Annotated in this window: 12 protein-coding genes; 6 read left to right on the forward strand and 6 right to left on the reverse strand. The window is 71.0% G+C overall.

Annotation, left to right across the window (positions count from 1 at the left end; all coding sequences use genetic code 11):
- The first annotated feature begins 48 nt into the window (after nt 1-48).
- The 3 genes from KLP28_15290 to KLP28_15300 all read left to right on the forward strand — a co-directional run bounded on the left by KLP28_15290 (nt 49) and on the right by KLP28_15300 (nt 3,050).
- Nucleotides 49-1,335, forward strand: coding sequence for an acetyl-CoA C-acetyltransferase (locus tag KLP28_15290; GenBank protein QWC84894.1), 1,287 nt, complete (start codon nt 49-51; stop codon nt 1,333-1,335).
- 82 nt (nt 1,336-1,417) lie between these two features.
- On the forward strand, nt 1,418-2,542 hold the full coding sequence (gene ald, locus KLP28_15295; protein QWC84895.1) for an alanine dehydrogenase: 1,125 nt from the start codon (nt 1,418-1,420) through the stop codon (nt 2,540-2,542).
- The gene (locus KLP28_15300; protein QWC84896.1) at nt 2,535-3,050 is read left to right on the forward strand and encodes a hypothetical protein; all 516 of its coding nucleotides are present in this window, start codon (nt 2,535-2,537) and stop codon (nt 3,048-3,050) included. Before ald ends, KLP28_15300 begins: the two co-directional genes overlap by 8 nt.
- A gap of 9 nt (nt 3,051-3,059) precedes the next feature.
- On the opposite strand, the gene KLP28_15305 is transcribed toward KLP28_15300, so the two are convergent.
- The 3 genes from KLP28_15305 to KLP28_15315 form a co-directional block, all read right to left on the reverse strand.
- Complete coding sequence (locus KLP28_15305) at nt 3,060-3,752, reverse strand: TetR/AcrR family transcriptional regulator (protein ID QWC84897.1); 693 nt, start codon at nt 3,750-3,752, stop codon at nt 3,060-3,062.
- 214 nt (nt 3,753-3,966) lie between these two features.
- Nucleotides 3,967-4,335 carry a hypothetical protein gene (locus tag KLP28_15310; protein ID QWC84898.1) on the reverse strand — a complete coding sequence of 123 codons (369 nt, stop codon included), beginning with the start codon at nt 4,333-4,335 and terminating at the stop codon, nt 3,967-3,969.
- A gap of 219 nt (nt 4,336-4,554) precedes the next feature.
- Nucleotides 4,555-6,084 (reverse strand): ATP-dependent DNA ligase, encoded by a 1,530-nt coding sequence (locus KLP28_15315; GenBank protein ID QWC84899.1) that lies wholly within the window; start codon nt 6,082-6,084, stop codon nt 4,555-4,557.
- A 96-nt stretch (nt 6,085-6,180) separates the two neighbouring features.
- Here KLP28_15315 and KLP28_15320 point away from each other — a divergent pair, with 96 nt between their 5' ends.
- Nucleotides 6,181-7,104, forward strand: coding sequence for a DNA-3-methyladenine glycosylase 2 family protein (locus KLP28_15320; protein QWC84900.1), 924 nt, complete (start codon nt 6,181-6,183; stop codon nt 7,102-7,104).
- Here the strand turns inward: KLP28_15320 and KLP28_15325 are convergent, their stop codons facing one another.
- Nucleotides 7,105-8,334 (reverse strand): phosphatidylserine/phosphatidylglycerophosphate/cardiolipin synthase family protein, encoded by a 1,230-nt coding sequence (locus tag KLP28_15325; GenBank protein QWC87019.1) that lies wholly within the window; start codon nt 8,332-8,334, stop codon nt 7,105-7,107. It abuts the gene before it with no gap.
- Nucleotides 8,335-8,442: 108 nt separating this feature from the next.
- Between KLP28_15325 and dapF the strand changes: the two genes are divergently transcribed.
- Nucleotides 8,443-9,366 carry a diaminopimelate epimerase gene (gene dapF / locus KLP28_15330; protein QWC87020.1) on the forward strand — a complete coding sequence of 308 codons (924 nt, stop codon included), beginning with the start codon at nt 8,443-8,445 and terminating at the stop codon, nt 9,364-9,366.
- Between the two features lie 152 nt (nt 9,367-9,518).
- Nucleotides 9,519-10,991 carry a GTPase HflX gene (gene hflX, locus KLP28_15335; protein QWC87021.1) on the forward strand — a complete coding sequence of 491 codons (1,473 nt, stop codon included), beginning with the start codon at nt 9,519-9,521 and terminating at the stop codon, nt 10,989-10,991.
- 24 nt (nt 10,992-11,015) lie between these two features.
- On the opposite strand, the gene KLP28_15340 is transcribed toward hflX, so the two are convergent.
- Together KLP28_15340 and KLP28_15345 are read right to left on the reverse strand one after the other, a co-directional pair.
- Nucleotides 11,016-11,462 (reverse strand): SRPBCC family protein, encoded by a 447-nt coding sequence (locus tag KLP28_15340; protein QWC84901.1) that lies wholly within the window; start codon nt 11,460-11,462, stop codon nt 11,016-11,018.
- 31 nt (nt 11,463-11,493) lie between these two features.
- Nucleotides 11,494-11,907, reverse strand: a complete 414-nt coding sequence (locus tag KLP28_15345) for a DUF2256 and DUF3253 domain-containing protein (GenBank protein ID QWC84902.1) — start codon at nt 11,905-11,907, stop codon at nt 11,494-11,496.
- Nucleotides 11,908-12,030: the final 123 nt, after the last annotated feature.

Genomic DNA, 12,030 nt, shown 5'->3' on the forward strand with positions numbered 1-12,030 from the left:
GACCCTCAGACTGTTCCCCGCCCACACCTGAGACGACAGGATGCTGCCATGCAGAAAGAGACTCGACGCGTAGCCGTCATCGGTGGAAACCGGATCCCGTTCGCCCGCTCCAACACCGCGTACGCCACGGCGTCCAACCAGGAGATGCTCACCGCGGCCATCGACGGCCTGGTCGACCGCTACGGCATCGCGGGGCAGCGCATGGGCGAGGTCGTCGCCGGCGCCGTGCTCAAGCACGCCCGCGACTTCAACCTGACCCGCGAGTCGGTGCTGGGCTCCAAGCTCGACGCCGACAGCCCGGCGTACGACATCCAGCAGGCCTGCGACACCGGCATCCAGGCCGCGATCCAGGTCGCCAACAAGATCGCCCTCGGCACCATCGACGTCGGCATCGCCGGTGGCGTGGACACCACCTCCGACGCGCCCATCGCCCTCGGCGAGGGTCTGCGCAAGAAGCTGCTCGAGGCCAACCGTGCCAAGTCCACCCAGGGCCGGCTCGCCGCCCTGGCGAAGGTGCGCCCCTCGGACCTGATCCCCTCCATCCCGGCGAACTCCGAGCCCCGCACCGGCAAGTCCATGGGCGAGTCGCAGGCGCTGACCACCGTGGAGTGGAAGATCGCCCGTGAGGCCCAGGACGAGCTCGCCGTCGCCTCGCACCACAACCTCGCCGCGGCGTACGACGAGGGCTGGCAGGACGACCTGATGACGCCCTTCAAGGGCCTGGACAAGGACAACAACCTGCGTCCCGGCTCCTCGCTGGAGAAGCTCGCGAGCCTCAAGCCGGTCTTCGGCAAGGGTGAGTCGGCCACGATGACCGCCGCGAACTCCACGCCGCTGACCGACGGTGCATCCGTGGTGCTGCTCGCGAGCGAGGAGTGGGCGAAGGAGCACGGCCAGACGCCGCTGGCCTACTTCACCGCGTACGAGACCGCCGCCGTCGACTACGTGCACGGCGGCGAGGGCCTGCTCATGGCCCCGGCGTACGCGATGCCCCGCATGCTCGAACGCGAGGGCATGACGCTGCAGGACTTCGACTTCTACGAGATCCACGAGGCGTTCGCCTCGCAGGTTCTCACCACGCTCGCCGCGTGGGAGGACCCGGTGTTCTGCAAGAACCGCCTCGGCCTCGACGAGCCGCTGGGCTCCATCGACCGCACCAAGCTCAACGTGAAAGGCTCCTCGCTTGCCGCGGGCCACCCCTTCGCCGCGACCGGCGGCCGCATCGTCGCCAACCTCGCGAAGCTGCTGGCCGAGAAGGGCTCGGGCTCCAAGGGCGTCATCTCCATCTGCGCCGCGGGTGGCCAGGGCGTCACGGCGATCATGGAAGCCGCCTGACCCACGTCGCTAACGAGGCCCCGACCGCTCCGGCGGTCGGGGCCTCCGTGCGTACGCGGGGGTAACTCCCTAGGCTGCTGCGATGACGCGCATCGGGGTCCCCACGGAGGTCAAGAGCGGCGAGGGGCGGGTGGCCCTGACACCGATCGGCGTACGCGCGCTCGTGGACCACGGCCACGAGGTGCTCGTACAGGAGGGTGCGGGCCTCGGGTCGCAGATCACCGACGCCGAGTACGTCGAGGCGGGCGGCCAGATCGTGCCCACCGCCGAGGACGTGTGGGGGGACGCCTCGACGGTGCTGAAGGTGAAGGAGCCGGTCGAGTCGGAGTACCCGATGCTCCGTGAGGGCCTGACCCTGTTCACCTACCTGCACCTGGCCGCCGACAAGCCGCTGACCGATCGGCTGCTGGACTCCGGGTGCACCTCGATCGCGTACGAGACCGTGCAGCTGGACTCCGGGGCTCTGCCGCTGCTGTACCCGATGAGCGAGGTCGCCGGATGCCTCGCGCCCCAGGTCGGCGCGCACACGCTGATGCGGGCCCAGGGTGGCCGCGGGGTGCTGATGGGCGCCATCGGTGGTGTGCAGAGCGCGAAGGTCGTCGTCATCGGCGGCGGCACCTCCGGTCAGAACGCCGCCAACATCGCCTTCGGCATGGGTGCCGACGTGACGATCCTCGACACCGACCTCGACAAGCTGCGCATGACGTTCTGGCGCTACGGCAACGCCGTGAAGGGCCTGCACTCCTCGTCGCTGACGATCGAGGAGCAGGTGATGGGCGCCGACATGGTGATCGGCGCGGTCCTGCTGCCCGGGGCCAAGGCGCCGACGCTGGTCTCCGACGAGCTGGTCGCGAAGATGAAGCCCGGGTCGGTGCTGGTCGACATCGCCGTCGACCAGGGCGGCTGCTTCGAGTCGACGCGACCGACGACGCACGACGACCCGACCTTCACGGTGGCGGACTCGATCTTCTACTGCGTGGCGAACATGCCGGGCGCGGTGCCGCGCACGTCGACGTACGCGCTGACGAACGCGACGCTGCCGTACGTCGTGGCCGTCGCCGACAAGGGGTGGGAGCAGGCTTGTGCCGCCGATGACGCGTTGCTGAAAGGGCTGAGCTCGCACGACGGCGTGTTGACGAACCTGGCGGTGGGGGAGGCCCACGGGATGGAGGCGGTCACCCCGGACTCGGTCATCTCCGGTGCTTGAGGGCGAGCCGCTGTCGGGGGCGGCGCTCTACGAAGCGATCGCCGTCCCGACCCGACGCCAGGTGCCGTCGCAGCTCCCGATCCAGGTGCGCATCACTCCGGACCGGGACACCGTGCTGTGGCTCGACGGGTTCCGTCGCTGGCGCGGGGCGCTGTCGTTCCAGACGAGCGTGAGGTTGACGGTGTCCGAGCGCGTGCCGTGGTTCGCCCACCCCGACGGCGCCTTCAACGACGACGAACTCGAAGACCTGGGCATGGCGCCGCGGCTGCCTATCGACGTGGTCGCCGTGGTCGATGGGGTCGAACTACGCTCCTCGAGCGGGCAGATCGTCTCGGACAGCGCCGGGTTCACGGCGACGACGGCGAACGGTTCGTGGATGCTGCCGGTGCCGGATGACGTGAGGGCCCTGCGTATCCGGCTCGAGTGCGAGGCGCTGCCGCTCCACCGCATCATCGAGCTCGACTGCGACCTGCTGCGTACGGCCCTCGACGACGTCTGGGTGCTGTGATCTGCTGGACTAGGTCCGTACGCCGTTCGTCGCCATCGCAAGGGCGCTGGCGACCAGGTGCTCCCGCACCTGTTCAGGAGACACGGACGCCACCCCGGGCGCGCCGGCTCCGCCCTCGGTGACGGCGAGCCCCACCCGGGCGAGCTGCATGCCGCCGAGCTGCACGGCGTACAGGGTGTTGGAGAGCAGGTCGGGGTCCTCGACGGCGAACTCGCCGGTCGCGTTGCCCTCGTGCAGCGTGCGGCGGGGGACGCCGAGGCAGGCCGAGATGGCGCGGCCCAGCCGCAGCATCGCGCTCTCGGAGATCTCGTCGAGCAGCTCGGGCCCGGGGCGACGCATGAGGGCGTACGCGCAGTCGACGAAGGCCGGGAACTCCATGCCGAAGTCGACGAAGGTCTCCGTGAGGCGGGCGACGCGCTCGGTGGGGGTGGCGCCGGTGACCGTGTCGAGGCGCTGCTTCAGCTCGTCGAGGTAGTCCACCAGCGTCAGCGCGACCAGCTCCTCCTTGCCCGTGAAGTGGCGGTAGAGGATCGCGCGGTTGTGACCGGTGGCCTCGGCGATCTCGCCGATCTGGGCTTCGCCGGAGCGCTGGCGGTCGAAGAGAGCGCGTGTCGCCTGGATGATCTCTGCCTCGCGCTCACGGCGGCGGGCGGCCACCGCGGTGCGGCGACCGTCCGAGCGTGAGGCGCGGGTCGAGGTCACGAGGGTCACTGTACGAGATGTGCAACTGCGAGTTACATGTGAGCCGCGTCGCCTTGCGCGTCACTCCTGCAGAGCGGCGAACGCGCCGATCTGGAGGACGACCAGCAGCAGTGTCACCCCAGATGGCTCAGGCGCCCATGCCGAGCAGGCCTGCGAAGAACACGTTGCCGAGGGCGGACGGGTGCACACCGCGGGCCCAGGCCGTCGTCGGAGCTCACAGGACTCCACTCGCGGCCAGGACGACCGCGACGCCCACGACGACGACGGTGAGCGCGAGGCGCCAGTACTGAGCACGTCGATGAGATCGGGCACGGGCTTGGTCCTCGCGGATCTCCTCCGCGGATTTCACGCGCCTCCTGAGTGGCGATCCCGTGCGGCGCCACTCGCGCAGACCGCCGAATATCACTAGCAGACCGACCGCGAGAAAGATGAAGGGGAGGCTCTCACCCTTGGCCGTGTCGGGGTCGTAGCCCGCGGTGAGCAGCGAGACCCCGGCTGCTGCGAACGCCGCCCCCAGCAGCAGGTAGACCGCCGCCGGGTACTCGCGCTGCTTGTTGGACCACCGGCTCTCCGAGACTGACATGCGGCAACCCATACCCGTCCCGTGGGCCGAGCATCGCGAACTGTCACGCGGCCGCGAGCCTTCGCAGGCGGCGCTTCGGCTCGAAGAGGTCGTGCGGCGTACGCCCCCTTACGAGCATGGCGTGGCCCGTAAGCGCGCGCGGGTTCGTGAAGCTGTCCCGTCGATGCATGTCGTGCGTGCGAGGACGAGCCCCAGGTCGTCGACACAGGCACGACTCGGTCAGAGACCGGCTGCAAGGGCGTCGAGCACGTCGGCCTGCTCGGGCGTCTTGTCGTCGCGGTAGCGCAGCACCCGCGCGAACCGCAGCGCCACGCCGCCGGGGTAGCGGGTCGAGGTCTGCACCCCGTCGTACGCGATCTCGACCACCTGCTCCGGGCGCACGTGCACGACGTGGCCGTCCCGCCCTGTCTCAAGCGCGAGGAACCGCTCGGTCTGCCAGGCCAGCATCTCGTCCGTCATCCCCTTGAACGTCTTGCCCACCATCGTCAGGCCGGTGGGGGAGTCGGCGTCGCGCACCGCGAGGTGCAGGTTCGACAGCTTTCCCCGGCGCCGTCCCGAGCCCCACTCCACCGCGATCACCACGAGGTCGAGGGTGTGCACCGGCTTCACTTTCACCCAGCCCGATCCACGCCGCCCCGCCTCGTACGCCGACTCCGGCCGCTTGACGATCACGCCCTCGTGGCCGCGTGCGACGAGGTCGTCGAAGAAGTCCTGTGCCGCTCCGCTGTCGGCCGTGACGAGTCGCCGCGTACGCGAGTCCTCCGGGACCACCCGGTCGAGCTCGGTCAACCTCGTGGCCAGCGGCTCGTCGAGCAGGTCTCGACCGTCCGCGTGGAGGATGTCGTAGAAGAACGCGGTCACCGGCACCTCCTCGGCGCTCGCCGGCGACCGTGTCGCCGTGCGCGACGCCGTCTCCTGGAACGGCCGAGGTCGACCCCCGTCGTCGAGGGCGATGGCCTCACCGTCCACCACGAGCCGCTCGGCGGGCAACGACAGCACCAGCTCGACCACCTCCGGGAGGCGCGAGGTGATCTCGTCGAGAGAACGCGTCCAGATGCGTACGTGCTGGTCCGCTGCTCGATCTAGGTGCACCTGGATGCGGATGCCGTCGAGCTTGGTGTCCCAGACCTGGTCCTCGCCGGGATGGTTCGCGGCAGCCTCCTCGACGGTCGCGGCAGAGGCGGCGAGCATCGGGCGGACCGGCCGCATCAGCTTAAGCGAGAACTCCTCCAGGGCCTCCACCCCACCGGTACGCGCCGCGACAGCCACCGGGCCGAGCGATCCGCCGAGCATGACCGCGCGGCGGACGCTTGCTGCCGGCACGTCGGAGGCTTTCGCGATGGCCTCCACGACGGTGCCCTCCTGTGCGCCCTGACGCAGCTCGCCGGTGACCAGGCCCCGCAGCAGTCGCTGCTCCTGCGTGGTCGCGCGACCGAAGAGGTCGTCGACCAACGCCCGCCGGCGGGCCTGGGAACCGGTGCCGGACACGGTCGAGATCTCCTCGAACACCGCGTCCACCTCGGCCACTTCCAGCTCGGGCTCCACGGAGGGTGGAGGAAGGTCGACGACCCCCTTCCACCCGAGTCCCGTACGCCGCTGCGTGAGCGACCCCGAGAGGTAGGACACCACGACCTCGAGCTCGGTGACCTCTGCGGCGGCGAGCAGCTCGGCGACCGCCGCGGTCTTCGCCAGTCGTGAGCGGGTCGCGGAGACGACGGCGGACGTGTCGACGAGATCGGTGAGGAGCACGTCTGCACCGTGCCCGGTGGACGCGATCCGTAGCCTGGGCCCGTGGCACACGAGGCGGCGAGGGAGCGCACCTGGCGCCCTGACTTCCCGTGCAATATGCCGCAGACGCTGCGCGTGCACCGCCGCGGCTCCGGCGATCCGACCTATCGCATCGACGACGCGGGCACCCACTGGCGCGGGATGCGTACGCAGGCAGGAGACACCACGCTCGCCGTCTCCCAGCGTGCCGGGTCGGGCGCCGGTGCCGGCGAGGTGCACGCACGCGCGTGGGGTCCGGGCGCCGAGTGGGCCCTCGACCGGCTGCCGCGCATGCTCGGCTGCGACGACGACGTCACCTCGTTCAGGGCCGAGCGGCACGACGTGGTCGCCGACCTGTGGCGGCGCTTCCCGAGCATCCGCTTCGGCGCCTCCGACCAGGTCTGGTCGAGCCTGCTGCCCTCGATCCTCGAGCAGAAGGTCACCGGCAAGGAGTCCTTCGGCAGCTACCGGGCGCTGGTCTACCGGCACGGCGAGCCCGCACCGGGCCCGGCCGGCGCCCCCGACTCCTCGCTGCGGCTCCACGTGCCGCCGACTGCCGAGGTCGTCCGCATGCTGCCGAGCTGGGAGTGGACACGCCTGCACGTCGACCCGGCCCGCGCGCGCACGGCCGTGACGGCCGCGCGCGTGGCCGACGCCCTCGAGCGCACCGTCGGACTGAGCGCCGACGAGGTCGACCGGCGGCTCCGCAGCATCCGCGGGATCGGGGTGTGGACCTCCGCCGAGGTGCGTCAACGCGCCCACGGCCACGCCGATGCGGTCAGCTTCTACGACTACCACGTCGCGAAGAACATCGGTTGGGCGCTGACCAAGTGCGAGGACGACCTCGACGACGACGGGCTCGCCGTGCTTCTCGAGCCCTTCAGGCCGCACCGGGGCCGGGTGCAACGGCTCGTCGAGGCCGCGGGGTTGCATCGACCGCGGAGAGGCGCGCGGATGAGTCTGCCGACGCACTACCCGTCGACACCGGGGCGGTACGCCTGATCAGAGGATGCGGCGCAACGGCCGCAGCACGGCCTCGGTGAAGCGCCGCTCCGGCCCTCGCTCGCGCCAGTCGTTCAACGACAGCTCGCTGCAGTTGCCGAGGTCGGTGAGGAACACCTTCTCCATCGTCTCGGCGAACCCCTCGTCGATGATCTCGAGGTTGATCTCGTAGTTGCCGCTCATCGAGAGACGGTCGATGTTGGCCGTGCCCACCGTGGCCCAGCGCCCGTCGGCCGTCGCGGTCTTGGCGTGCACCATCGCGCCCTCGTAGCGGAACACGCGGATGCCGTGCCGCAGCATGCGGTCGAAGTACCCACGGCTGATCCAGTCGGCGACGACGTGGTTCGACGTACGCGGGAGCAGCAGGCGCACGTCGACACCGCGTCGGGCCGCGTCGGTCAGGGCGGCAACGAAGTCGTCGTCGGGAGTGAAGTACGCGTGCGTCATCCACAGGCTGCGCTCGGCGCGATTGATCGCCTCCAGGTACATGCCGCGGATCGGGAAGACCCACGTGCGCGGCACGTTGCGGTGCACCCGCACCCGCGGCTCCCACTCCCGGGTCGACCGGAACCGCAGCGGGTCGCGGCGACCCTCCTTCGAGATGTTCCACAGGTCGGCGAAGGCCCTGGTCAGGTCGGTCACCGCGGGACCGGTGAGGCGTACGTGCGTGTCACGCCACTGCGTCGCGAACGCGGTGCCGATGTTGTAGCCACCCACGAAGCCGACCTCGTTGTCGACCACGAGGATCTTGCGGTGGTTCCGCCCGTAGCGACGCAGGTCCCAGAACCGCCACCCGGCGTTGTAGACCGGCACACGGTGCAGGCGCACATCGGGGGGGAAGTTCGCGAAGAAGCTGCGCCGCACCACGAGGTTGGCGAAGCCGTCGTACGCCGCGTACACCTCGACGCCCCGCTCGGTCGCGCGCGCCAAGGCGTCGCGGAACTTCTCCCCGAGCGTGTCGCCCTTCCAGATGTAGGACTCGATCAGCACCGTCTCGCGGGCGCTCTCGATGGCGGCGAGCATGTCGCCGTACAGGTCCTCGCCGTAGGTGTAGACGGTCAGCTCCGAGCCGCCGACCTGCGCCGAGACGGGATCGACGCGAGGGAAGGGCTTGGGCCTGCGACCGCGCCGCCGCCAGGAGTCGACGAGGGTCAGGATGAGGGCCAGGGCGACCTGCAGGCCGAGAAGTCCGAGCAGAGCGCGACGCACCTGTGGCCACAGGTGACCCATCAGAGCGTTGCGCAGCACGAGGTCAATCTAGCGAGGTCCGCGCGCGCCCACGCCCGTAGACTCCGAGCCGTGTCCGAGACCACCGGTGGCGAGCAGATCCGACACGGCCTGCGGTTCCTCAAGGGCCACGGCACCCGCAACGACTTCGTGCTGCTCCCCGACCCCGACGGAGCCCTCGGTGAGCCGTCCGAGGACCTGGTGCGCGAGCTGTGCGACAGACGCGCGGGGATCGGCGCCGACGGAGTCATCCGGGTCGTCCGCACCGAGGCGTACGACGACCCCTGGGCCGTGGGCGCCCGCGACGAGGCGACGTGGTTCATGGACTACCGCAACGCCGACGGGTCGGTCTCGGAGATGTGCGGCAACGGGGTCCGGGTGCTGGGCCGCTACCTCGTCGAGCACGAGGGGCACGACCCGGCCCGACCCTTGCCGATCGGTACGCGTGGTGGCATCAAGACGCTCCGGTTCGCCGCGCGCGACGGGGACCCGGCCGCCTGGATCACCGTCGACATGGGCGCCCCGGAGGTGCTCGGGCACTCCGTCGTCTCCGTCGCGGACGGCCCCGCTGCCGGCGCCGCGCTGCGCGCCCGGCACGTGGACATGGGCAACCCGCACGCCGTGGCCTACGTCGCTGACCTCGCCGACGCGGGCGCCCTGACGGCGGAGCCCGCCTACGACCGCGGGGTCTATTTCGAGGGCGTGAACGTGGAGTTCGTACGCCGGGTCGGTGCCCGGCACGTGGCGATGCGCGTGCACGAGCGCGGGTCCGGCGAGACGTGGTCGTGCGGCACCGGTGCGTGCGCGGTCATGGTGGCGACCGCGCTCGAGGACGGCCAGGGCGCAGGTGCGGAGCCGTACACCGTCGACCTGCCCGGCGGCACGCTCGAGATCGAGTGGACCGGGGAAGGCCGGGTCCTGATGAGCGGTCCGGCCGTGCTGGTCGCGGAGGGATGGTTCCGAGGGGGCTCGTTCCTCGCCTCCTCGCCCAGCGAAGGGGAAGAAAATGCCTCGACCGGGCGTTATCTGCCCTGAGACACTTCTGAGCACCACCCCCTGCACCCGAGCGAAGGATCATCACGATCGCTGCTGAGACCCGCGGCAACGCCGCCCTCGACGACAACGACGACGCACAGACCCTGGCCGGCGACGGCCGCGTCCCCGCCGTGTCCTCCCGCGACGGGTCGATCCGCCTGGACGGCGACTTCCACGCCCGCGACGGGGCGGGTGCCCAGCACGACCTCTCCGGCGCGCTCGCCGAGACCGAGGGGTGGGACGCCGAGGACGACAGCGCAGGCTCCTACGACCTCGAGGAGCGTCGCTCGCTGCGACGCGTCGTCGGTCTCTCGACCGAGCTCGAGGACATCACCGAGGTCGAGTACAGGCAGCTCCGTCTGGAGCGGGTCGTGCTCGTCGGCGTCTGGACCGAGGGCAGCGCCGACGACGCCGACAACTCGATGTCCGAGCTCGCCCTGCTCGCCGAGACGGCCGGCTCGGAGGTGCTCGAGGCTCTCGTGCAGCGCCGGCAGCGACCGGACCCGGCGACGTACGTGGGGTCGGGCAAGGTGGCCGAGCTCGCCGAGGTCGTACGCTCCACCGGCGCGGACACCGTCATCTGCGACGGCGAGCTCGCCCCGAGCCAGCTGCGCAACCTCGAGGACAAGCTCAAGGTCAAGGTCGTCGACCGCACCGCACTGATCCTCGACATCTTCGCCCAGCACGCGAAGAGCAAGGAGGGTCAAGCGCAGGTCGAGCTGGCCCAGCTGACCTACATGAAGCAGCGTCTGCGCGGCTGGGGTGGCAACCTCTCGCGCCAGGCCGGTGGCCGCGTCGCCGCCGGTGCCGGCATCGGCGGTCGCGGTCCGGGTGAGACCAAGATCGAGACCGACCGTCGTCGTATCAACACCAAGATCGCGAAGCTGCGCAAGGACCTCGCGCACATGTCGGTCACGCGGGAGACCAAGCGCTCGGGCCGCAAGCGGCAGGCCGTGCCGGCCGTCGCGATCGCGGGGTACACCAACGCCGGCAAGTCCTCGCTGCTCAACCGGCTCACCGGTGCCGGCGTGCTCGTCGAGGACGCGCTCTTCGCGACGCTGGACCCGACCACCCGGCGGACGCAGACCTCCGACGGTCGCGTGTTCACGATGAGCGACACCGTGGGCTTCGTACGCCACCTGCCCCACCAGCTCGTCGAGGCGTTCCGCTCGACGTTGGAGGAGGTCGCCGACGCCGACCTGCTCGTGCACGTCGTGGACGCCTCCCACCCCGACCCCGAGGGCCAGATCGCCTCGGTGCGCGAGGTGCTGGCCGACATCGGCGCCGACAAGGTGCCCGAGCTCGTCGTGCTCAACAAGTCCGACGTAGCGGACCCCCTGGTCGTCGCTCGGCTGCTGCAGCGCGAGCCGCACTCCGTCGTGGTCTCGGCCAAGACCGGCGAGGGCATCGAGGCAGCCCTGGCGGCGGTCGAGCACGACCTGCCGCGCCCGGACGTCGCGGTGGAGATCCTGCTGCCGTACGAGCGGGGCGACCTGCTGAACCGCATCCACCTGCACGGCGAGGTCAGCGCTCTCGAGCACACCGGAGAGGGCACCCGCGTCGACGCCCTGGTGGCTCCGGACCTCGCGGCCGAGCTCGAGGCGTACGCGGTCGCCGAGGCCTGAGGCCTGAGGCCCGAGGCTCGGTCTTCAGGCGCTCTCGGCGGCGTCCTTGATGTCGGCGAGGTCGCGGGCGAGAGCCCTGCGCATCGAGCGCGAGACCACCGGGGACATCACCGTGGCCAGCACCGCGGCCACGCGGCCGGTCGGCGCGGCGTCGAAGCTCATGCTCAGCCGCGACCGCTCCTCGCCGAGCGGGTCGACGGCCAGCACCGTGCGGTAGACGGCGCCGCCGCTCTCGGCACCGACCGTGTACGACCGGGGCGCGTCCATCGCGACGACCTCCATCTCCTCGGTGGCCGACTGACCGAACATGCGGCGCGTCTCCTTCCAGCGGGTGCCGACCTGCACGGGGCCGCCGCCGTCGAGCCGCTCCACGGACTCGATGGCCGTGAGGCGCGCGGGGGAGCCGTCGAGGTCCGTGAGGATCTCCCAGACGCGCTCGGCCGGGGCGTCGACGTCGGTGGTGACGAGCATGCCCCGGACCCTCGTGGCTGCCGCCGGCTGCTCAGCGGGCGCGGCGTACCCGGATCGGGCCCGTGGCCGTCGACGGGTCGACGACCTGACCACGCTGGGTGATCTCCACCTCGCCGGCCGCGACGAGCCGACGAGCGGCGGCACGGGCGGGCTCCATCAGCGGTCGCCACGCCTCCTCGTCCTCGCCCCCGACCTGGCGGGCCGCCTCACTCGGGCAGACGGTCGCGGTGCGGGCGCGGCGCTCGAGCAACGAGAGCAGCGACGCCTCGAGCCGCTTGTCGACGTCGGTGACCTTGCGGGCACGACAGGCGTCCGAGCAGTAGCGCACCGAGTCCCAGTTCTTGGCCCAGGCCTTGCGCCAGGTCATCTCGCGCCCGCACGAGGCGCACGTCTTCGGGGCGTACGCGTCCCCTGGCTCCTCGGTGGTGTCGCGTCGTCTGCCCACGTCTGGAGTCAAGCAGTCCCTTCCACAGGCCCCGCCGCGGCGGGTCGGATGCGTCGGGGTCGGATCGTAGGGTTCGCGTGTGCCCAGCGAGACCGAGCAGGACGACGCCGTCGACATCGAACC

Source organism: Nocardioidaceae bacterium (genome assembly GCA_018672315.1).
GTDB lineage: Bacteria > Actinomycetota > Actinomycetes > Propionibacteriales > Nocardioidaceae > TYQ2.